Genomic DNA, 20,245 nt, shown 5'->3' on the forward strand with positions numbered 1-20,245 from the left:
GCGGTAGTGTGCCCCGGTGACCACGCATTCGAACACTCCTGCAGGCTGGTACCCGGATCCGCACGGGGCGCCCCAGACGCAACGCTACTGGGACGGCTCGCAGTGGACCGAGCACACGAATGCGGACCAGCAGGCCCAGGCTGGACAGCAGGTGCCGCAGCAGGCCCAGCAGTCGTACGGACAGCCGGGGGCAGGCCCCGACCCGCGCGTGCACAAGCAGGTGCAGCAGCAGGCCGGGGTCGCGGCCGGCGGCGCGGGCGGCGGCACCCTGTTCACCGAACCGGTCCTGGTGGTGAACCAGAAGGCCAAGCTGATCGAGCTGACCAACGAGTACAAGGTCATGGACCAGCAGGGCAACCAGCTCGGCTCGGTCGTCCAGGTCGGGCAGAGCGCGCTGAAGAAGATCCTGCGCTTCGTCGCCAGCATCGACCAGTTCATGACGCACAAGCTGGAGATCCGGGACGCCTACGGCCAGCCGGTGCTGCTGCTGACACGGCCCCGGAAGTTCATGAAGTCGCGGGTGATCGTGACGCGCCCGGACGGTTCGCCCGTCGGCGAGATCGTGCAGCAGAACATGATCGGGAAGATCAACTTCGCGATCAACGCCAACGGCCAGCAGGTCGGCGCCATCAAGGCGGAGAACTGGCGCGCCTGGAACTTCGCGATCGTCGACCACGCGGACAACGAGGTCGCCCGGATCACCAAGACCTGGGAAGGCCTCGCCAAGACGATGTTCACCACTGCGGACAACTACGTCCTGCAGATTCACTTCCAGCTTCCTGAGCCCCTGCTGAGCCTCGTCGTCGCCACGGCACTGACCGTGGACACGGCGCTCAAGCAGGACTCCCGCGGGCTGGGCTGACCCTGCACACGGCAATCCGCTGACAAGAAAGGGCGGCTGCGGATTTTTCCGCAGCCGCCCTTTCCTTTGTGCAGGGGTTTTCAGCAGGGGATTTTATAGGGGCGTCAGATGCCCCGGGTTCGGTACCGCTCCAGGCTGCTTCGGCAGCAACGAGGGTTCGTACGCCGCCGATCCGGGCTCCAGTGCCAGCACCGCGGCGACCGGGTGGTCCTCGTCCACCCCGGGTTCCGCCAGTGCGAGTTCCGGCCGTTCCGGTGCCGAGCGCGACAGCGTCACCACGCCCCAGGACGCCAACCCCGCTCCCGCGGCGGCCAGCAGCAGGCCCGCCGCGCCGCCCCGGATCTGGTCGCCCAGCAAGGAGAGGCCGATCGCCGCGGCGGCGACCGGATTGGCGAGCGTCACGACGGCGAGGGGGGCGCCGAGCCCACCGCGGTAGGCGATCTGCGACAGGAGCAGGCCACCCGTCGCGAAGGCCGCCACGAGCAGGGCCACCACGATCACTTGGGCGCTGAGCAGCGGGCCGGAGCGGTCCGTAGCCGCCACCGTCACCGTCTGCGTGAGCGCCGAAGCGACACCTGACGCGAACCCGGAGGCGGTCGCGTGCCGCAGCCCCGGCCGGGCGCCGGGCCGCGACAGGATGCCGATCAGCGCGGCGGTCGTGGCGGCCACGCCCAGCGCCTGTGGCGTGCTGAGCACGTGGTCGGGCGTGTGCCCGGACGCCGTGACGAGCAGCGCGGCCAGTCCGATCAGGGTGAGCGCGGTACCGCGCCACTCGACCACGCTGACCCGCCGTCCGGCGACGCGCGCGCCGAGCGGCACCGCGGCCACCAGAGTGAGTGCGCCGAGCGGCTGCACCAGCGTGAGGGTCCCGTACTTGAGCGCGGCGACATGCAGCAGCGCGGCGGACGCGTTCAGCACCACCGACCACCACCAGGCCCCGCTGCCCAGCAGTCGCAGCACGCCCGAGTCGGCGGTGCGGGAAGCGAGCCGCTCCTGGGCCACGGCCGCGGCGGCGTACGCGACGGCCGAGAACAGCGACAGGACGACGGCGGCGAGAGTGGCGTTCATCGACCTGCCCCCACGAGTTCCGGTACGGATTCCTTGGCGTCGCCGACTTCCCCGGCGACGAGCTCCTGTGCGCGCCCGGCGGTCGTGCGCGTCCGGTGCGGCAGGTGGATCACGGCGAGGGTGATGCCGAGCAGCGCGGTGGCCACGATCGCGTCGAGCCAGTAGTGGTTCGCCGTACCGACGATCACCAGCAGGGTGAGCAGCGGATGCAGCAGCCACAGCCACCGCCACCGGGAGCGGGTCGCGGCGATCAGGCCGATCGCCACCATCAGCGCCCAGCCGAAGTGCAGGGAGGGCATCGCCGCGAACTGGTTCGCGATCTCGTCGCTCGCCGGGTGCGCCCCGTACACCGTGGGCCCGTACACCCGTCCGGTGTCTATGAGGCCCGTCGCGGCCAGCAGCCGGGGCGGGGCGAGCGGGAAGGTGAGATGCAGCACCAGGGCGGCGGCGGTGACCACGGCCAGCACCCTGCGGGCCCACACGTAGTGGACCGGGCGCCGCAGGTACATCCAGACCAGGAAGGCCACGGTGGCCGGGAAGTGGACGGTCGCGTAGTAGGTGTTCGCGAGGTGCACGAGGGTGTCGCCGTGGAGCAACGCGCCCTGCACGATGCTCTCGCCGGGCAGGTGGAGGGCCCGCTCCCAGTCCCACACCTGGTCCGCGTTGCGGAAGGCCTCGGCGGTGTGCCCGGTGGCCAGCTGCCGACCGAACTTGTAGAGGACGAAGAGTCCTACGACGAGCAGGAGCTCACGGATGATCGGCGGCCGTGTCGCGGTGTGCTGCGGCGACGGCCGCCGTCTCGCCGCGGCCGGCTCCGGTTCTGCAGGCTCGGTTCGGGAATCCATCCCCCGGCCCCTTTGCTGACGGTCTTGCGTGGGGTGGTGCGCGGTGAGCCCAGGGCAGGATCCACTCGCCGTCTACCCGACATGGGAGTGGGTTCTGTCCAGGACTCATCGATACGACAGGGTACCGATACGTTCATGTACCGATACGCCAGTGTACCGATACGACGCCGTACCGGTACACTGGCGTATCGATTAGACTGTGTGAAGCGGACCACCGGAGCGAGCGAGGAGAAGAGCCATGACGTCGCAGGCCGCGGACGGACCGGAGACGGTCGTCGCCTCGCGCCGCTCCAAGATCACGCCCGAGCGTGAGCAGGAGTTCTACGAGGCGGTGCTCGTGCAGATCCGCGAGTGCGGCTACGACTCGCTCACCATGGACGGCGTGGCCGCGACCACCCGCTGCAGCAAGTCCACGCTGTACCGGCAGTGGAAGACGAAGCCCCAGTTCGTGGCCGCCGCGCTGCGGGCCAGGCGCTGTCCGCGGTTCGAGGACATCGACACGGGCTCGCTCGCCGGCGACCTGCGCGCGGTGGCGCGGTCTGCCGACAAGTGGTCGGGCCCCGACACCCAGCTGCTCCAGGGGCTCGGCCATTCCGTGCTGCACGACAAGGAGCTGCAGGACGCGTTGCGCCATGCCCTCATCGAGCCCGAGGTCGCCGCCGTCCAGGCGATGATCTCCCGTGCGGTCGACCGGGGTGAGATCGCCGCCGACCATCCGGCGCTGGAATTCATCCCCGCGCAGCTGTTCGGTGTCGTACGCGTGCGCCCTGTCCTGGAGGGCCGGAACGCGGATGCGGCGTATCTCACACGGTTCGTGGAGGCTGTCGTGATTCCGGCTCTGGGCCTGACCTGAGACTCAGGTCGACGTCCGCGGGATGACCGGACGTCGGCCTGCTCGCGCCGCACCGTGGGGACGGGGGCGGCGCGCACCCCCCGGCCGGGTGGGGTTCCCCTTGAGCGGAGGGGCGCCCCACCCGGCCGATCTGTGTCCGGGGGGCCGGGAGACGTGCGGGCTGTACGGTCCAGGAGACGGACGGGCTATACGTTCTGCCCGCTGCCGCCGGTACCGGAGGCGACCTTGATGCCCTTGGTGATCTCGTCGATCACGGACTGCTTGGGCGCCTTGGAGCTGACGTCGATGCCGAAGCGGACGACGACCAGCGACTTGGAGTCGACGGGGGAGGGGAAGACGAGCGACTCGACATAGCCGTCCTCGCCCTTGCTGGTCGCGACCTTCCAGCGGACGAGATAGCCCTTCTCGCCGGCAACGGTCACCGCCTTGGAGGCGAGCTCCGTGTGCGAGGTGATCTCGCCGTAGCCCTCCCCGTAGGACTCCTCCGCGTTCTTCGAGATGTCCTCCTTGGCGGCTGCCTCGGCCGTGGTGGCCTTGATGCCCTGCATCTGCGCGAGCGTCGAGTACGCGCCGCCCCGCTGGCAGTTCTGCGAGGTGTCGCCGGGGCACTTGTAGGTGGCGTCGGTCGACACGGCCGCGCCCCCGGTGCCGCTCTGGCCGGTCCAGTCGTCGGGCACCGGGATGCTGATGCCGCTGAGCGCGTCGGTGGCGTAGCCGTCCTCGGTCTGCGGCTGGGCGGACTCGCCCGGCGCCGGGGTCTGGCCGCCGGAGCCCCCCGAACCGCCGGGAAGGCCACCAGGCCCGCCCTGGCCACCGTCGGGCCCGACCGTGCCGCCCTGGCCGCCGACTCCGCCCTGGCCGCCGGGAGCCTGGGAGTTGGCGCTGTTCCCGCTGCCGCCGTCGCTCTTGGTCAGGGCGTACACGCCGCCGCCGATGCCCGCGAGAACCGCGATCGCGGCGGCGACGGCTATGCCGGTGCGCAGCCCGCGCCGTGGTGCAGCCGGGGGAAGGGCCGGATAGGGGCCGTCGGCCGGCGGGTGCGCCGGGGGACCCCATGCGGTGGCCGACCCGGCGGGGCGGGTCTGGTCCGTCCATGTCTTGCCGTCCCACCAGCGTTCGGTGGCGGGACTGTCACTTGTCTGTCCGGGGTCGGGATACCAGCCGGGAGGAGTCACCTGCGTCATGTGCTTACCGTATGAGCCCTGGGTGAAAGGGGGATGAGAGGGGGCCCGGGAGCTTCAGACCGACCGGCAATGGGAGGGCGGCGTCGCGGGGTCCGGCACGCACATCTGCCGCGTTGTCGTCGGTCGCGACGGTTCCGCCCTCACTCCCTCCTCCGCCTTGCAGCCGCACGCACCAGACCCCGCTCGTTCTCCCGCCCTCCCATTGCCGGTCGGTCTCAATCGGCCCGGGAGTTTCATGTTTTCGGGGCTGTTGACGGTCGATAACTTTTACGGCGGCTGGTCGGCGCCCCGACGCGTCGCCTGCGGACACCTTGCGTCACCCGTCTCGGCAACAGGTGCCTGGACCCCTCTCCACATCGGCTTCCGGACGGCTAGGCTCGATACCAGTACGTCGTTTGGGCGGCCTTTGGGGAGGTAGCGGGATGACGGAGGCACGGCCCGGACCGGCCACCTCGGCCTCCTTATGGGAGCGAGAGGCGGAAATCGCCGACGTCGAAGGGGCCGTTCAGTCCCTGCGCGCGGACGCCTCGTCCTCGGGCAGCCTGCTGGTCTTCAGCGGCGAGGCGGGCATCGGCAAGACCGCCCTGCTCGCCGAGACCCGCCGGATCGCGGAGGCCCACGGCTGCACCGTGTGGTCGGCGCGCGGCGGTGAGACGGTCACCTCCGTTCCCTTCAATGTCATACGGCAACTGCTCCAGCCCGCCATCGTCTCGCTGATGCCCGAAGAGGCTCGCGAATACCTGGGCGACTGGTACGAGATCGCCGGACCCGCGCTGGGCATCACCGACCCGGGTGACCGGCAGGCCGACCCGCAGGGCGTGTGCGACGGACTGGTCGTCGCGGTGCGCAGGCTGGCCAAGCGCGAGTGGCCGCTCGTCCTGATCATCGACGACGCGCACTGGGCCGACCAGGAGACCCTGCAGTGGCTGGCCGCGTTCGCCGAGCGCCTGGACGACCTGCCCGTCCTCGTCGTGGTCGCCCGCCGCCCCGGCGACGTCACCGGCGAGCGGGCCCGCCAGCTCGACGCGGTCGCCGCCGCGGCCCGCCCGGTCGTCACCCTCAGCGAGCTGACACCCGAAGCGGCCGCGGGTCTGACCCGCGTCACGCTCGGGGAGCACGCCGACGCCCCGTTCTGCCGCGAGGTGTGGGCGGTCACCGGCGGCAATCCGTACGAGACCGTCGAACTCCTCGCCAAGGTGCAGGACAGCGAGCTGGAGCCGGTCGAGGCATCGGCCGCCGAACTGCGCGCCCTGAACCGCTCGGCGCGCGGCCGCGGACTCGTCGCCCGCCTCGAAGGACTCGGCATCGACGCCACCCGGTTCGCCTGGGCGGCCGCGATCCTCGGCACCGCGATCTCCCTCGACCTCGCCGCCCAGCTCGCCGGGATGCAGCGCGACGAGGCACAGCGCTGCGCCGAACTGCTCGGCGCGGCCCGCATCCTCACCGTGACCGACCCCGCGAGCGGTCAAGTGGCCGACGGAGACCTGGAGTTCGTCCACCCGCTCATCGCCACCGCCGTCTACCGCTCGATCCCGGACGCACTGCGCACCGCGATGCACGGCCAGGCCGCGTGGGCCGTCACCGACTCGGGCCGCGGAGCCGCCGCGGCATCACGCCACCTCCTCGAAGTGCACCCGGACGACGACCCCGAACTCGTCGAGCAGATGCGCGAGGCGGCCCGCGAGCACCTCGCCGTCGGCGCCCCCGACGCGGCCAGGCGCTGCCTGGAGCGCGCCCTCGCCGAGCCCCCACTGCCGGAGGTCCATGCGCGCGTGCTCTACGAACTGGGCTGCGCCACTCTCCTGACCGCCCCCTCCATCACGACCAGGCATCTGCGCGCCGCGCTCGACATGCCCGGCCTCGAAGGCGATCTGCGCGTGGACGCAGTCTTCCGCCTCTCGCAGGCGCTGCTCCACAACGACCAGTTGGAAGAGGCCGTCCGCACGGTCGACGCGGAGGCGGCCCTGCTCGCTCCGGGACCGGCCAGGATGCGGCTGCAGGCCGTGCACTACATGTGGGAGGGCATCCACGCGGGTGAGGAGCACTCTCCCGAGCGCTCCCGCAACCTCGCCGAACTCGTCAAGACGTGCACCGGCCGCGACAACTCCGAGCGCGCGCTGCTCATACTGCGCGGCTTCGACGCGATGACCCGCGGGGAGAGCGCCGAGGAGGTCGTGGAGCTCTGCGACCGTGCCCTCGTCAACGGCCGCCTCGCGCCGGGACTCGGCTGGACCGACACCGAGTGGGGCATCGAACTGCTGCTGATGCTGGCCAACGCGTACGCCTACGCGGACCGGCTCGACCGGGCCGACAGCCTCTACACGGAGGCCCTGCGCACCTACGAGGCGGCGGGCTGGAGCGGCGGTCACCTCGCCCTCGCCCATGCCTACGTCGGTGTCGGGCATCGCAGGCGGGGTCGGCTCAGGGAGGCGGAGACGGCCCTGCGCGAATCGCTGCGCATCGCCGAGCGGGTCGGGCGTGGCCTCCCGCTCTACTGGACCGCGACCTGCAACCTCGTCGACACGCTCCTCGCCCGCGGCGACGTCCAGGAGGCCTCGGCGATCGCCGAGCAGTACGGCTTCGCGCCTCCGTACCCGTCCACGATCGTGCTGCCCGACACCCGCTCCGTACGCGGGCGGCTGCTCCTTGCCACCGGTCGTACGAAGGACGGCATCAACGAACTCGAGGCCGCAGAGAAGGCCGCCGCCGCGCGGGGCCACCACAACACGGTGCTCGCGCCCTGGGCGCTCGACCTGGCCCGCGCGCTGGCCAAGGACGACCCCTCCCGCGCCGCCGCACTGGCCACCGACGCCCGCCGCAGGGCCGAGCGCTTCGGCACGGACACCGCCATCGGCGAGGCCCTGCGCTGCGCCGCGGCCCTCGAATCGGGCCAGCGCGCGGTACGCCTGGCCGCCCAGGCGGTCACTTACCTCGAGGCCTCTCCCTGCCAGTACGAACACGCGGCGGCCCGCGTCGAGTACGGCATCGCCGCGCGCTCGGTCTCCGAGCTCAACAAGGGCCTGATGCTGGCGCGTTCGTGCGGGGCGGACGGATTGGTGGCGAAGGCCGAGGCGGTGCTGGCGACGGGAAGAGGGCTGCGGTAGTTCCCTCGGGCCTCCCGGTCGTACGTCCCCTCGTGTCCCGCGCGGGACCCGCCGCGCCGTCGGCGACGGTGGTCCACGGCGAGACGCCGGCTTCACGGACCATGGTCGTGCGGTCAGGCTCCCTCCGTGTCCTCTTCCGCCAGCACCCGCTGGGCCACCGCGAACGCCGAATTGGCGGCCGGTACACCGCAGTACACGGCCGTCTGGAGCAGTACCGCGCCGATCTCCTCGGGCGTGAGACCGTTGCGCCGCGCCGCGCGGACGTGCATCGCCAGCTCGTCGTAGTGGCCGTGCGCCACCAGCGCCGTCAGCGTGATCATGCTGCGCTCGCGGCGGGCCAGCGTCGGGTCCGTCCAGATCTCGCCCCACGCATAGCGGGAGATGAAGTCCTGGAACCGGGCGGTGAAGGGGGTCTGGCGTGCCTGCGCGCGGTCCACGTGTGTGTCGCCGAGGACCTGGCGGCGTACCTCCATGCCTCGCTGCGCATACCCGTCGAAGTGCCCGCGCAGTGCGGCGAGCACAGCCTCCGGGCGCTCCGCGGGAGCGAGGTGGGAGGCCCCCGCGAGCTCGGTGAGCGACGCGCCGGGCACCGCGTCGGCGATCTCCCGCAGGTGCGCGGGCGGAGTCGCCGGGTCCTCGCGGCCCGCGATCAGCAGAGTCGGCGCGGTGATTGACGCCAGCCGGTCGCGGAGGTCGAAGGCGGCCAGGGCGTCGCAGCAGGCCGCGTACGCCTCGGGGTCCGCGTCGCGATGGTCAGCGACCAGCTCGGGAACGGTGAAGCCGGGCGTGAACCAACGGGAGTTCGCGGTCTCGGCGAGCGCGGCCAGGCCCTCGCGGCGTACGACCTCCGCGCGCTCCTGCCACGCCTTGGAGCCGTTGAAGTGGGCCGAGGAGCAGATGACGGCGAGGGAGGACACCCGCTCGGGGTGGTGCACGGCCAGGTGCAGGCCGACCGCGCCGCCGAGCGAGACGCCCGCGTAGCCGAACCGGTCGATGCCGAGCGAGTCGGCGAGTGCCAGCACCAGCTCGGCGAGGTCGGCGACCGTCGCGCCCGGGCCGATCAGGTCCGCGGGTGAACCGCCGTGACCTGGCAGGTCCCAGCGGACGACCCGGTGGGCGACGGACAACTCGGGCGCGACCTTGTCCCACAGGGCGCTCGAGGTGCCGAGCGAGGGTCCGAGGAGCAGCGGGGGAGCGGTGGCGGGCCCTTCGGCGCGGTGGCTGAGCAGTTTCTGGGTCAACGTCGCTCCAGTGCACGGTCGGTGAGGGCTCCCGCGGAGCCCGTGTAGCGGGTGGGGTCGGTGAGATCCGCGAGGTCGAGCTCCTTGAGCTCCGGCTCCTCGCCGAGCACGTCCACCAGGGGCCGGTTCTCGGCGACGGCGCGCTGCGCGGCCCGCGTCAGCAGCTCCTTGGCGCGGGCCCGGCCGAGTACGGGAGCGAGCTCGACGGCCAGCCGCTCGGAGACGATCAACCCGTGGGTGAGACCGAGGTGTTCACGCATGGTGTCCGTGTTCACCCGGAGCCCTTCGACCAGCTCGGCGGCGCTGAGCGCGGCGCCGCCGACCAGCCTCAGCAGATCGCGCAACGGCTCCCACTCCGCATGCCAGGCGCCGGCCGGCCGCTCGTCCTCGGCGACCATCGACGCGTACAGCGTGGCGGCGAGCCCCGGCGCGCGCCGGGCCGCAGCGGCGATCAACGTGGCCGCCACGGGGTTGGCCTTGTGCGGCATGGCGGAGGACCCACCTCCGGTCCCTTCGGCGACCTCGGCGATCTCTGTACGGGAGAGCGTGAGGATGTCCGCCGCCATCTTGCCGAGGGCTCCGGCCGTGAAGGCCAGGCCCCCGGCCAGATCGGCGATCGGCGTCCGCAGGGTGTGCCAGGGCAACGCCGGTTCAGCTAGGTCGAGTTCACGGGCGTACGACGCCACGAGGGCCTGCGTGTCGTCGGTGCCGAACGCGGCGAAGGCGGCCAACGTCCCTGCGGCACCGCCGAGTTGGGCGGGAAGCCGGACGGCAGCGAGCCGGTCCCGGGCATCCAGCGCCAGCGACCGCCACCCTGCCGCCTTCAGTCCGAAGGTCGTCGGTACGGCGTGCTGGGTGAGCGTCCGCCCCGGCATCACCGTGTCACGGTGGGCGGCGGCCAGCCGGCCGAGCCCTCGCGCCGTACGCTCCAGATCCTCCAGGGCCAGGGCCAGGGCGCGACGGGCGATCAGCATCATCGCCGTGTCCATGATGTCCTGGCTGGTCGCGCCCCGGTGGACGTACGGCCCGTACTCCTTGCCGACCGCCTTCGTCAGATCCGCGACCAGCGGGATCACCGGATTGCCGCCGCCTCCGGCGCGCAGCGCGATCGACCGGACGTCGAGGTCCGAGACCGCGACGGCGGACACCGCCGCCCCGGCCTCCGCCGGGGCCAGCCCGAGCCCCGCCTGGGCGCGCGTCAGTGCCGCCTCCGCGTCGAGAAGCGCCTGCAGAAATGCCTCGTCGGCAGTCGCGGTGGACGCGGCGGAGCCTGCCCACCCGGGGGCGAGCAGGGCATCGGAAGGGACCAAGGTCACTGGAACTCCAGGAAGACCGTTTCGCCTTCGCCCTGAAGGCGGATGTCGAAACGGTACGTGCGGTGCGCTCCCTCGGCCGCGATCAGCGTGGCGCGCCGGTCGGCCGGGAGGGAGTCGAGCAGCGGGTCCGCGCCGTCGGCGAGGTAGGCGCGAGTGAAGAGGTGGTGCACCAGACCGCGGGCGAACACGCACACGCTGATGTACGGCAGCCCGGCGTTCCCCGGCGGCAGGGTGGCGAGGGCGTAGTGCCCGTCGGCGTCCGTGGCGACCCGGCCGAAGCCCGTGAAGTCGACGCCGTTGCGGCCCAGGAAGCCGCCCGTCGACGGGTCGCGCCGCATCGAGCCGGGGGCGCCCTTGAGCGAGCCGTCGGGCGCCGCCTGCCAGAAGTCCAGCAGGGCGTCGGGGATCGGCGTGCCCGCGCCGTCGTACACGTACCCGTGCAGGGTGATCGTGTCGGGGTGGCCCTGGGGCGCGACCTGCGCGCCGCCGGGGAAGGGGAGGGCGTGGCCGTAGAAGGGGCCGATGGTGTGGGACGGGGTGGGGAGCAACCGCTCGGTCATGCTCAACGGCCTTCCTCGATCCAGGTGGCGGAGGGACCGTCGAGGACGATGTCCCATTCGTAGCCCATGGAGAACTCGGGCTGCGAGAGGTCGTGGTGGTAGGTGGCGATCAGACGGTTCCGGGCTGCCTCGTCCGTCACGGACCGCAGGATCGGGTCGTACCGGAACAGCGGGTCGCTCGGGAAGTACATCTGGGTCACGAGCCGCTGGGTGAAGGCCGTGCCGAAGACCGAGAAGTGGATGTGCGCGGGCCGCCACGCGTTGGTGTGGTTGCCCCACGGGTACGGGCCCGGCTTGATCGTGGTGAACGTGTATCGGCCCTGATCGTCCGTCAGGGTCCGCCCCACACCGGTGAAGTTGGGGTCGAGCGGCGCCGGGTGCTGTTCGCGCAGATGGGCGTAGCGGCCGGCGGCGTTGGCCTGCCAGATCTCGACGAGCTGGCCGCGCACGGGACGGCCGTCGCGGTCGAGCAGCCGGCCCGAGACGGTCATGCGCTCGCCGATCGGCTCGCCCCGGTGCTGGAGGGTCAGGTCGTTGTCGATCTCGGTGATGTCGGTGACGCCGAAGACCGGGCCTGCCAGCTCGACCGTCTCCGGGTCGCCACCGTTCACGGCGACCAGCGGCTGCTTGGGGTGGCGCAACCCGGAGCTGCGGTACGGGGCGTAGTCGCGTGCCGGATGGTGCTGGACCGGGGCGCCGCCGGCGACCGCCTTGTCGTAGGCGTCCTGGAGATCCTTGATCTCGATGTCGATGTCCGACTGAGTGAGAGCCATGGTCGACTTCCTATCGTTCGAGGACGAGGGCGAGGCCCTGGCCCACACCGATGCAGAGGGTGGCGACACCAACTCCGGAGCCTTTGCGGGCGAGTTGGTGGGCGACGGTTCCGGCGAGCCGGGCGCCCGACGCGCCGAGGGGATGGCCGAGGGCGATGGCGCCGCCCTGCGGGTTGAGGACCGCCGGGTCGAACTCGGGCCACTCGGCCACGCAGCCGAGCACCTGGGCGGCGAACGCCTCGTTCAGTTCAAGAGTTGACAGGTCGTCAAATCCCTTGCCCGCCTTGGTGAGTGCGCGATCGACCGCCTCGACGGGGGCGAGTCCGAAGTACTGCGGGTCGATCGCGGAGACGCCGGTCGCGCTGATGCGGGCGAGGGGCTCGCGGCCGGTGGCCTTCAGGCCCTCCTCGTCGACCAGGAGCAGAGCGGCCGCGCCGTCGTTCAACGGGGAGGCGTTGCCCGCCGTCACCGTGCCGTGCTCGGTGCGGAAGGACGGCTTCAGCTTGGCCATGGCCTCCAGGGACGCCTCGGCGCGTACGCATTCGTCGGCGCCAAAGACGACCGGGTCGCCCTTGCGCCGCGGGAGGGAGAGCGGGGCGATCTCGCCGTCGAACAGGCCGTCCGCCTGGGCCTGGGCCGCCTTGCGGTGGCTGGCGAGCGCGAACTCGTCCTGCTGCTCACGCGTGATCTTGTGCTTCTCGGCGATGAGTTCGGCCGACTCGCCGAGCGGGATGGTCCACTGCGGGTCCATCCTCGGGTTGACCATGCGCCAGCCGAGCGTGGTCGAGTACAGCTCGGCGTGTCCGGCCGGGAAGGGCTTGTCGCTCTTGGGGAGGACGTAGGGGGCGCGGGTCATCGACTCGACACCACCGGCCAGGGCGATGGAGGCGTCGCCGAGCGCGATGGCCCGCGCGGCCTGGATGACGGCTTCGAGCCCGGAGGCGCACAGCCGGTTGACGGTCACGCCGGGGACGCTGGTGGGCAGACCGGCCAGCAGAGCGGCCATCCGGCCGACGTTGCGGTTCTCCTCACCCGCGCCGTTGGCGTTGCCGAAGTACACGTCCTCGATCCGGGACGGGTCCAACTCCGGGGTGCGGGCGAGGAGTTCACGGATGGTGTGGGCTGCCAGGTCGTCCGGGCGGACGGCGGCCAGCGAGCCGTTGTACTTGCCGATGGGGGTACGGACCGCATCGACGATGTAGACGTCCTTCAGGCTCACGGCTGGATCTCCTCAGTGAGTTCATCAGTGAGTTCATCGCTGACACGGACCTTGGCGGCGGTCTTGGCGACGATCTCGTCGGTGGCCACACCGGGCGCGGTCTCCACCAGGACCAGTCCCTCGTCGGTGACGTCGAGGACGCCGAGGTCGGTGATGATCCGGTCGACGCACGCCTTCCCGGTGAGCGGCAGCGCGCACTCTTCAAGGATCTTCGGTGAACCGTCCTTGGCGGTGTGCGTCATCACGACGATGACGGTACGGGCGCCGTGGACGAGGTCCATCGCGCCGCCGATGCCGGTGATCATCTTGCCGAGGATCGCCCAGTTGGCGAGGTCGCCACCCGCGGACACCTGCATCGCGCCGAGCACGGCGACGTCGATGTGTCCGCCGCGGATCATGCCGAAGGACAGCGACGAGTCGAAGAAGGAGGCCCCCGGCAGGACGGTGACGGTCTCCTTGCCGGCGTTGATGAGGTCCGCGTCGACCTGGTCCTCGGTGGGATAGGGGCCGGTGCCCAGGATGCCGTTCTCCGACTCCAGGATCACCTCGACGTCCGCCGGGAGGTAGTTGGGGATCAGCGTCGGCAGGCCGATGCCGAGGTTCACGTACTGGCCGTCCTGCAGCTCGCGCGCGGCGCGGGCGGCCATCTCTTCCCTGCTCCAGGCCATTACTCGCTCACCGTTCCATCCGCCGCGGGCGCCGAGACCGTCCGCCGCTCGATCATCTTGGCGGTCGCCTGCTCCGGCGTGAGCGCCACGACACGCTGCACGAAGATGCCCGGCAGATGTACCGCGTCCGGGTCGATCCCGCCCGGCTCCACGAGCTCCTCCACCTCGGCGATGGTGATACGCCCGGCCATCGCCGCGAGGGGGTTGAAGTTGCGGGTGGACTTGTTGAACACCAGGTTGCCGTGCCGGTCGCCCTTGGCGGCCCGTACGAGGGCGAAGTCGGTGCGGATGCCGTGCTCCAGCACGTACTGGGTGCCGTCGAACTCGCGCACCTCCTTCGGCGGGGAGGCCAGTGAGACGCCGCCCTGTCCGTCGTACCGCCACGGCAGCCCGCCGTCCGCGACCTGGGTGCCGACCCCGGCCGGGGTGTAGAAGGCGGGGATCCCCGCGCCGCCCGCGCGCAGCCGCTCGGCGAGCGTGCCCTGCGGGATCATCTCGACCTCCAGCTCACCGGCCAGGTACTGGCGGGCGAACTCCTTGTTCGCGCCGATGTACGAGCCGGTGACGCGGGCGATCCGCCCGGCCGCGAGCAGGATCGCGAGGCCGGACTCCATGGCCCCGCAGTTGTTGGAGACCACGCCGAGCCCCGAGACGCCACGCTCGTACAGAGCCTCGATCAGTACGTTCGGCACACCGCTCAGGCCGAAACCACCGACCGCGAGTGTCGCGCCGTCCGGCACATCGGCCACTGCCTCCAGGGCCGTGGCGACCACCTTGTCCATCCGTGAAGCCCCATCTCTCCCGAGCATCCAGCGTCTCAGTGAGTCGGTCGATCTGGTCCGTCGATCTGGTCAGTCGAACCGGTCAGCCGAATTAGTCAGTGCGCTGATTATTTCTTCGAGGTTTCAAACACGCTGCCACCCGATCCCTGGACAGTCAAGACCCTCAGGGAATCTGCAGGTGACAGTCTTGGAGAAGGAGCGAGACAGGCTCGATGCCGGACGGGTATCGTTCAGTGCACCAACGAATACTGGGGAGCGCATATGGCCGCGGTGGATCTCTCCACCCACCCCGGGCACCTGGCCCGGCGGCTGCAGCAGGCGCACTATCTGCTGTGGAACACCATGGTCTCCGAGGAGATCACCTCGCCACAGTTCGCGGTCCTGAACGCGCTGGTCGCGGAGCCGGGCCTGGACCAGCGCACGGTGGGGGAGCGGGTGGGGCTCGACCGGTCCACCATCGCTGAGGTCATCAGTCGGCTCAGCCGCCGCGGTCTGCTCGACAAGGTGCGCGACCCGCAGGACGGCCGCCGCTCCCTGCTGCGCCTGACGGACGAGGGGACGCGGACGCACCGGAAGCTGACCGTCCGCACGGCGCGGATGAACCAGGTCTTCCTGGGGCCGCTCTCCGTCGAGGAGCAGGCCGTCTTCTTCGACCTCATCCAACGGGTCTCGGACGCCGCGGAGGGGCTCCGCAATCCGACGGAACCCCTCATCACCCAGCGCTAGGACGGCAGGCATTGACTGACGACGGGCCTTGACTGACGAGAGGCCTCGACTAAGCGTCCAGTCGTTCGACTTTGTCGATCAGGAGGGCGTACGCGAGGAATCCCGCCACCGACAGCGCGGCGACGTAGACCAGACCGCCCGCCATCGAGCCCGTACGGTCGATGATCACGCCGATGACGATCGGGGCGAGCGCGCCGCCGAGATTGGCCGCGAAGCTGAACGTGCCGCCCGCCAGGCCCATCAGGCGGACCGGCGCGATGTCGGAGAGCGCCGCCCAGCCGAGCTGCATGAAGCCCTGGGCGAAGAACGCCGTCGACATGAAGAAGATGACCAGGGGCGCGGCGTCCGTGAAGTTCGCCGCCACGATGATCGGCGCCAGGCACAGGCCCGTCATCACCGGCAGCTTCCGCGCCCAGGTGCGGGACATGCCGCTGTGCAGCAGGCGGTCCGAGCCCCAGCCCGCCATCAGGACGCCCACCATGGCGGAGAGGTAGGGCAGCGATCCCCAGAAACCCGCCTTGATGGTGTCCATGTGCTTCTCGTCGACGAGATAGCTGGGGAACCAGGTCAGGAAGAAGAAGAGCACCGAGGTGTTGGCGAACTGCGCGATGTACAGGCCCCACATCCGGCGGCTCCTCGCCAGGATCGCCAGCCCCTGCCAGGTGGACTCGGTGCGCGCGGCGGCCTGCTCGTCGGGGGTGCCCTCGCCGTCCTGGCGGATGTACGCGAGTTCCTCGGCGCTCACCCGCGGGCTCTGCTCCGGGGTGTCGTACACCCGCTTGAACCAGACCGCGGAGAAGAGCAGCCCGACGACGCCGGTCGCCAGGAAGATCGACGGCCAGCCGAAGTGCACGACCAGCAGGGAGAGCAGCGGCACGGCGACCGCGAGACCGACGTACTCGCCCGCCGTGTACCAGGCGGTGGCCCGGCCGCGCTCCTTGCTCGGGAACCAGTTGCTGACCAGCCGGTTGTTGGCCGGGAACGCCGGCGTCTCGAACAGGCCGAGGCCGACCCGCAGCCCGATCACCACACCGAAGGAGCGGGCGAAGAAGAACGCGACGGTACACAGGGACCAGCCGACCATCGCGTAGCCGAACGCCAGTTTCGGTCCGACCTTGTCGACGAGCCAGCCGCCCGGCACCTGGAGCGACGCGTACACCCACGAGAACGCCGACAGGATCAGGCCCGCCTCGGTGGCGGACAGCTTGAACTCGTCCGTGATGTGAGGGAGGGCGACCGCCATGTTCGTACGGTCGAGATAGTTGATCGCGGTGATCATGAACAGCGAGACCAGTAGACCGTACCGGGCCCTGCTGTTCGCCGGGCGGGCCGTCCGGTCCGACGGGGCGGACGGGGACGTGACGGCAGTGCTCATGGCTGCTCCTTTGCGGCCGTTCCAGTATGGGCCATCGGTCAGGTCCACTCTGTGGACCTCTGCGGAGTACCGTGCCTGTGCAGATTCGTCGGGAGGACCGCAGCGTGGTCCGACCTCAAGGAGGAACAGATGTCAGCCGAGTCCGAACCCGCCGGAATGCGGACCGTCCAGCGGGCGATCGACATCCTCGGACTCTTCGACGAGAGCCGCCCCGCGATGTCCGTCCGCGAGATCGTGACCGTCTCCGGACTGCCGAAGACCACGGTGCTGCGGCTGCTGGGGACCCTGCGGCTGAACGGTCTGCTGTGGGTGGACGAACATGGTCGCTACATCGCGGGCCCGGCGCTGCTGCGCTGGTCCCGCCTGGCCGAACAGGCCTGGCGGCTGCCGCCCGCGGCCGGCGTGATCCTGCGGAACCTCGCCGCCGAGTACAAGGAGACGGTGCACCTCTACGTACGCCGGGACATTCACCGCGTCTGCATCGCCCAGGAGGAGGGCCCGCAGACCCTTCGGCAGGTGGTCCGCGTGGGAGACGAACTCCCCCTGTGGGCGGGCGGCGTGGCCAAAGCCCTGCTCGTCGACGCCCCGGACGCGCTGCTGCGCCGGGTCGCGGAGGCCTCGCCGTACGGGGCTGACCATCTGGACACCCTGCACTCCTGGGTCGCGGAGGCGCGTGAACACGGGTTCGCGACAAGTCATGGTGAGCGCGAGGAGGGGCTGTCCGCCGTGGCCGTTCCGGTGCGGGGGCGCGGCGGAGTGGTGGCCGCCCTGTCGTTCGGCGGGCCGAGTACGCGGTTCACGCAGGAGCGCGTCGAGCGATTCGCGCAGGGGCTCGGGGCGGCGGCGCGGGAGTTGGCGAAGACGGGGCTGCCGTTCGAGGCGTGAGCCGCTCCGGGGGGCCACCCTGTGGTCCGCCCAGTGGACCAGGTGTACCGCTCAATGGATTGAAGGCTAGACTGACGTTCCCCGCATCTCTCCGCACGCGGGGCCCCGGGAAAGGAAGGCGGCATCACCGTGAGCCAGACCCTCGTCACCCGTTCCCCGCACACTCCCGCGGACTGGTGGGTCACCGCAGATCAGGCACGGCACGCCGCGCAGGACGGTCTCGGCGATGCGGCGACGGCCCCCGATCTGCTGCGGACACTCGCCGAACTCGACCGGGCACGCCGCGCCTCGGCGGCCGCCGTCGGCGCCGCGGTCGAGGCACTGCTCACCGCGGGTGTCAGCTGGGAGGACATCGCGGTCGCCGTGGGGCTGGACTCGGTCGAGGCGGCGCGGGACGCGCTCGCCGCCGCCCGCCAGGAGGCGGGAGCGGCGATCGAGCGTCGGCTGGGACACCGCGCCCAGGACCTGTCGGGCCGATGCCCGGGTCACTCCTTGGCGAGGACCACCCATACCTGACCCGTCGCGAAGTTCATCGGCGTGCCGTCGGTCGTCGTGAACTCCGTGCCGTCCGTGGCGGTCGGGCGCTTCCAGTTCACGTCGAACACCTGGCCGTCGCGCAACACCTTGGCGGTCCCCGAGCCCACGGTGTCCGTGTAAGGCGAGTTGTTGCCCAGGACGTCGTGGAACATGGACTTGTGCACCTTCACGTACTGCACGACGACGGTCGCGGGTGCCACCTTCTTCCCGTCGGTGGTCACCGTCGGCGTCCCGTCCATCGACACCAGCCAGCGGTGTCGGCTCGCGGACCAGTCGAAGGTGAAGCGGGCCGACGGGAAGCGCACCGTGCGTGAGGTCTCCGGGGTGCCGCCCTCGGGGGCCGCGCCGAAGTGGAATCCCGTGGTGAGGGCGTCGGCGCCCGGTGCCGAGCGCACCAGCTCCTGGGGGCGCAGATAGAGGTTGTGCGGGGAAGGCTTGTCATTGCCGCGGTAGTAGGCGTCGGAGTGCTGCTCGGGTGGTGCCGCGATCAGCGGTGCCTTGTCGATGAGCGGCAGCAGCTTGTGCTGCGCTCCCGAGAAGGCGAGCGTCGGCTTGTCGAACTGGCGCAGCAGCTCCAGGTCGGACTCGCGCGCGCTGCGCACCGGTCCGATGACCTTCGGCAGCTTGCTCGCGTAGATCGCCATCAGTCGGCTCAGGCCACCCTCGACCTGCTCCGCGTACACAAGGTCCGCCGCGTCGAGGCCCGTCTGCGGCCGGGCCGCACGCACGTTGTCGATCTTCACGGCGAGTACGGGACCGACGCTGTCGGTGCTGGTGCCGGTATCGCCCTGAGGCTGTCCCCGGCTGGGGCTGGGGTTGGGGCTGGGACTGGGACTGGGAACTCGGCCGCGCCCGTCGTCGATCGCGCCGCCGCCCGAGGTGCAGCCCGTCATCAGGGAACCCGTCACCGCGGCGGTCAGCAGCGTCGCCGTCATCGCGCCGCGCCGCATCCGCGCCATCTGCCGCATGCCCACCGTGCCACCCTCTCCCGTGCCACTGATTGTGCGCTCATATGTTCATCGGTGGGCATACCCGCACAGTTGCGTTCATGCGCGTCGAGTTGGGCCGATCGGCCGATGCGGGGGACTGATCACTCAGTCTCCAGGGTGGCGTCGATCAGGCGATCGGGCGATCAGCCCTGCGGTCCGAAGATCTCCGCGAGGTCGTACCCGACCGGCTCATCCAGCTGGCTGTACGTGCAGCTCTCGGCGGACCGGTCCGGGCGCCAGCGGCGGAACCGGGCCGTGTGGCGGAACCGGACGCCGTTCTCCATGTGGTCGTACGCCACCTCGGCGACCCGCTCGGGCCGCAGCGGCACCCAGGAGAAGTCCTTCTTCGTCGACCACCGGCTGGGCGCGCCCGGCAACCGCGCGGACTCGTGCGCCGACTCGTCCGACCAGGCGGCCCAGGGATGCCGCTCGACATCCGCCATGCGCAGGGGCTCCAACTCCTCCACCAGTTCCGCCCGCCGCTTCATGGGGAAGGCGGCGCTCACCCCCACGTGCTGGAGGGCGCCCTTGTCGTCGTACAGCCCGAGCAGCAGGGAACCGACGATCGGGCCGCTCTTGTGGAGGCGGTAACCCGCGACGACGACGTCCGCGGTGCGCTCGTGCTTGATCTTGAACATGGCCCGCTCGTCCTGCCGGTATCGCAGCGTGAGTGGTTTGGCGATCACCCCGTCGAGGCCGGCCCCCTCGTACTGCTCGAACCACCGCTGCGCCACCTCGCGTTCCGTGGTCGCCGGCGCCAGATGGACCGGAGGTGTCACCCCCGACAGGGCCATCACCAGCAGGGCGCGCCGGTCCCCCAGCGGAACGTCGAGCAGGGACTCGTCGGCCAGTGCGAGCAGATCGAAGGCCACGAACGACGCCGGGGTCTTCTCGGCCAGCATCCGCACCCGCGAGTCCGCCGGATGGATGCGCTCGGTGAGCGCGTCGAAGTCGAGCCGCCCTTCCTTGGCGATCACGATCTCGCCGTCCATCACGCACCGCCCCGGCAGCCGCTCCCGCAACGCCTCCACCAGCTCGGGAAAGTACCTGGTCAGCGTCTTCCCGGTGCGACTGCCGAGCTCGACCTCGGCGCCGTCGCGGAACACGATCGCGCGGAACCCGTCCCACTTCGCCTCGTACTGCATGTCCGGCGGGATCTTCGCCACGGACTTGGCGAGCATCGGCTTCACGGGCGGCATCACCGGCAGATCCATGCCTCGATTCTGCGGCGTCCTGAGGACGTTCGCCCGGTGTGGTT

General features: G+C 70.9%; 19 protein-coding genes. 6 read left to right on the forward strand and 13 right to left on the reverse strand.

The genetic code is table 11. The features are described from left to right. Nucleotides 1-16 precede the first annotated feature (16 nt). Nucleotides 17-862, forward strand: coding sequence for a phospholipid scramblase-related protein (locus AB0D57_RS01645; RefSeq protein ID WP_362065810.1), 846 nt, complete (start codon nucleotides 17-19; stop codon nucleotides 860-862). A 93-nt stretch (nucleotides 863-955) separates the two neighbouring features. Here the strand turns inward: AB0D57_RS01645 and AB0D57_RS01650 are convergent, their stop codons facing one another. Both AB0D57_RS01650 and AB0D57_RS01655 read right to left on the reverse strand, forming a co-directional pair. Continuing rightward, nucleotides 956-1,930: a hypothetical protein gene (locus tag AB0D57_RS01650; protein ID WP_362065812.1), complete on the reverse strand. Its 975-nt coding sequence runs from the start codon at nucleotides 1,928-1,930 to the stop codon at nucleotides 956-958. Next, nucleotides 1,927-2,775 carry a phosphatase PAP2 family protein gene (locus tag AB0D57_RS01655; RefSeq protein ID WP_362065814.1) on the reverse strand — a complete coding sequence of 283 codons (849 nt, stop codon included), beginning with the start codon at nucleotides 2,773-2,775 and terminating at the stop codon, nucleotides 1,927-1,929. Before AB0D57_RS01655 ends, AB0D57_RS01650 begins: the two co-directional genes overlap by 4 nt. A 238-nt stretch (nucleotides 2,776-3,013) precedes the next feature. Here AB0D57_RS01655 and AB0D57_RS01660 point away from each other — a divergent pair, with 238 nt between their 5' ends. Next, a complete protein-coding gene (locus AB0D57_RS01660) occupies nucleotides 3,014-3,628 on the forward strand; it encodes a TetR-like C-terminal domain-containing protein (RefSeq protein WP_362065816.1) in 615 nt (204 codons plus the stop codon). 185 nt (nucleotides 3,629-3,813) lie between these two features. Here the strand turns inward: AB0D57_RS01660 and AB0D57_RS01665 are convergent, their stop codons facing one another. After that, nucleotides 3,814-4,812, reverse strand: coding sequence for a DUF2510 domain-containing protein (locus tag AB0D57_RS01665; RefSeq protein WP_362065818.1), 999 nt, complete (start codon nucleotides 4,810-4,812; stop codon nucleotides 3,814-3,816). A 422-nt stretch (nucleotides 4,813-5,234) separates the two neighbouring features. On the opposite strand from AB0D57_RS01665, the gene AB0D57_RS01670 reads away from it, so the two are divergent. Beyond that, entirely contained in the window at nucleotides 5,235-7,916 is a 2,682-nt protein-coding gene (locus AB0D57_RS01670; protein ID WP_362065820.1) for an AAA family ATPase, read from the forward strand. A 113-nt stretch (nucleotides 7,917-8,029) separates the two neighbouring features. On the opposite strand, the gene pcaD is transcribed toward AB0D57_RS01670, so the two are convergent. The 7 genes from pcaD to AB0D57_RS01705 are packed head-to-tail and all read right to left on the reverse strand — an operon-like array spanning nucleotide 8,030 to nucleotide 14,475. Then, nucleotides 8,030-9,157 carry a 3-oxoadipate enol-lactonase gene (gene pcaD / locus AB0D57_RS01675; RefSeq protein WP_362065822.1) on the reverse strand — a complete coding sequence of 376 codons (1,128 nt, stop codon included), beginning with the start codon at nucleotides 9,155-9,157 and terminating at the stop codon, nucleotides 8,030-8,032. Further along, complete coding sequence (gene pcaB / locus AB0D57_RS01680) at nucleotides 9,154-10,473, reverse strand: 3-carboxy-cis,cis-muconate cycloisomerase (RefSeq protein ID WP_362065826.1); 1,320 nt, start codon at nucleotides 10,471-10,473, stop codon at nucleotides 9,154-9,156. Before pcaB ends, pcaD begins: the two co-directional genes overlap by 4 nt. Further along, complete coding sequence (gene pcaG, locus AB0D57_RS01685) at nucleotides 10,470-11,033, reverse strand: protocatechuate 3,4-dioxygenase subunit alpha (RefSeq protein WP_362065828.1); 564 nt, start codon at nucleotides 11,031-11,033, stop codon at nucleotides 10,470-10,472. Before pcaG ends, pcaB begins: the two co-directional genes overlap by 4 nt. A 2-nt stretch (nucleotides 11,034-11,035) precedes the next feature. Further along, a complete protein-coding gene (gene pcaH, locus AB0D57_RS01690; RefSeq protein WP_362065830.1) occupies nucleotides 11,036-11,806 on the reverse strand; it encodes a protocatechuate 3,4-dioxygenase subunit beta in 771 nt (256 codons plus the stop codon). 10 nt (nucleotides 11,807-11,816) lie between these two features. Next, nucleotides 11,817-13,019: a thiolase family protein gene (locus AB0D57_RS01695; protein WP_362066167.1), complete on the reverse strand. Its 1,203-nt coding sequence runs from the start codon at nucleotides 13,017-13,019 to the stop codon at nucleotides 11,817-11,819. Between the two features lie 2 nt (nucleotides 13,020-13,021). Then, nucleotides 13,022-13,693, reverse strand: coding sequence for a CoA transferase subunit B (locus AB0D57_RS01700; protein WP_362065832.1), 672 nt, complete (start codon nucleotides 13,691-13,693; stop codon nucleotides 13,022-13,024). Continuing rightward, nucleotides 13,693-14,475, reverse strand: a complete 783-nt coding sequence (locus tag AB0D57_RS01705; RefSeq protein WP_362065834.1) for a CoA transferase subunit A — start codon at nucleotides 14,473-14,475, stop codon at nucleotides 13,693-13,695. Before AB0D57_RS01705 ends, AB0D57_RS01700 begins: the two co-directional genes overlap by 1 nt. Nucleotides 14,476-14,736: 261 nt before the next feature. Between AB0D57_RS01705 and AB0D57_RS01710 the strand changes: the two genes are divergently transcribed. Continuing rightward, nucleotides 14,737-15,201 (forward strand): MarR family transcriptional regulator, encoded by a 465-nt coding sequence (locus AB0D57_RS01710; protein WP_362065836.1) that lies wholly within the window; start codon nucleotides 14,737-14,739, stop codon nucleotides 15,199-15,201. Between the two features lie 49 nt (nucleotides 15,202-15,250). On the opposite strand, the gene AB0D57_RS01715 is transcribed toward AB0D57_RS01710, so the two are convergent. Further along, nucleotides 15,251-16,576 carry an MFS transporter gene (locus AB0D57_RS01715; RefSeq protein WP_362065838.1) on the reverse strand — a complete coding sequence of 442 codons (1,326 nt, stop codon included), beginning with the start codon at nucleotides 16,574-16,576 and terminating at the stop codon, nucleotides 15,251-15,253. Nucleotides 16,577-16,705: 129 nt separating this feature from the next. On the opposite strand from AB0D57_RS01715, the gene AB0D57_RS01720 reads away from it, so the two are divergent. Then, nucleotides 16,706-17,461 (forward strand): IclR family transcriptional regulator, encoded by a 756-nt coding sequence (locus AB0D57_RS01720; protein WP_362065840.1) that lies wholly within the window; start codon nucleotides 16,706-16,708, stop codon nucleotides 17,459-17,461. A 129-nt stretch (nucleotides 17,462-17,590) separates the two neighbouring features. Next, on the forward strand, nucleotides 17,591-17,977 hold the full coding sequence (locus tag AB0D57_RS01725; RefSeq protein WP_362065842.1) for a hypothetical protein: 387 nt from the start codon (nucleotides 17,591-17,593) through the stop codon (nucleotides 17,975-17,977). Here AB0D57_RS01725 and AB0D57_RS01730 read toward each other — a convergent pair. Together AB0D57_RS01730 and AB0D57_RS01735 are read right to left on the reverse strand one after the other, a co-directional pair. Then, nucleotides 17,947-18,966, reverse strand: a complete 1,020-nt coding sequence (locus tag AB0D57_RS01730; protein WP_362065844.1) for a DUF3048 domain-containing protein — start codon at nucleotides 18,964-18,966, stop codon at nucleotides 17,947-17,949. The two genes, AB0D57_RS01725 and AB0D57_RS01730, sit on opposite strands and share 31 nt — an antisense overlap. Before the next feature lie 164 nt (nucleotides 18,967-19,130). Continuing rightward, a complete protein-coding gene (locus AB0D57_RS01735; RefSeq protein WP_362065846.1) occupies nucleotides 19,131-20,201 on the reverse strand; it encodes an ATP-dependent DNA ligase in 1,071 nt (356 codons plus the stop codon). Nucleotides 20,202-20,245 lie beyond the last annotated feature (44 nt).

The organism is Streptomyces sp. NPDC048275 (assembly GCF_040652275.1).
Classification (GTDB): domain Bacteria; phylum Actinomycetota; class Actinomycetes; order Streptomycetales; family Streptomycetaceae; genus Streptomyces.

Bases quoted from the DNA above. Each gene is read 5' to 3' on its own strand.
- AB0D57_RS01650 (WP_362065812.1), bottom strand. From the start codon at position 1,930: ATGAACGCCACTCTCGCCGCCGTCGTCCTGTCGCTGTTCTCGGCCGTC.
- AB0D57_RS01655 (WP_362065814.1), bottom strand. From the start codon at position 2,775: ATGGATTCCCGAACCGAGCCTGCAGAACCGGAGCCGGCCGCGGCGAGA.
- AB0D57_RS01660 (WP_362065816.1), top strand. From the start codon at position 3,014: ATGACGTCGCAGGCCGCGGACGGACCGGAGACGGTCGTCGCCTCGCGC.
- AB0D57_RS01665 (WP_362065818.1), bottom strand. From the start codon at position 4,812: ATGACGCAGGTGACTCCTCCCGGCTGGTATCCCGACCCCGGACAGACA.
- AB0D57_RS01670 (WP_362065820.1), top strand. From the start codon at position 5,235: ATGACGGAGGCACGGCCCGGACCGGCCACCTCGGCCTCCTTATGGGAG.
- pcaG (WP_362065828.1), bottom strand. From the start codon at position 11,033: ATGACCGAGCGGTTGCTCCCCACCCCGTCCCACACCATCGGCCCCTTC.
- pcaH (WP_362065830.1), bottom strand. From the start codon at position 11,806: ATGGCTCTCACTCAGTCGGACATCGACATCGAGATCAAGGATCTCCAG.
- AB0D57_RS01700 (WP_362065832.1), bottom strand. From the start codon at position 13,693: ATGGCCTGGAGCAGGGAAGAGATGGCCGCCCGCGCCGCGCGCGAGCTG.
- AB0D57_RS01705 (WP_362065834.1), bottom strand. From the start codon at position 14,475: ATGGACAAGGTGGTCGCCACGGCCCTGGAGGCAGTGGCCGATGTGCCG.
- AB0D57_RS01710 (WP_362065836.1), top strand. From the start codon at position 14,737: ATGGCCGCGGTGGATCTCTCCACCCACCCCGGGCACCTGGCCCGGCGG.
- AB0D57_RS01715 (WP_362065838.1), bottom strand. From the start codon at position 16,576: ATGAGCACTGCCGTCACGTCCCCGTCCGCCCCGTCGGACCGGACGGCC.
- AB0D57_RS01720 (WP_362065840.1), top strand. From the start codon at position 16,706: ATGTCAGCCGAGTCCGAACCCGCCGGAATGCGGACCGTCCAGCGGGCG.
- AB0D57_RS01730 (WP_362065844.1), bottom strand. From the start codon at position 18,966: ATGCGGCAGATGGCGCGGATGCGGCGCGGCGCGATGACGGCGACGCTG.
- AB0D57_RS01735 (WP_362065846.1), bottom strand. From the start codon at position 20,201: ATGGATCTGCCGGTGATGCCGCCCGTGAAGCCGATGCTCGCCAAGTCC.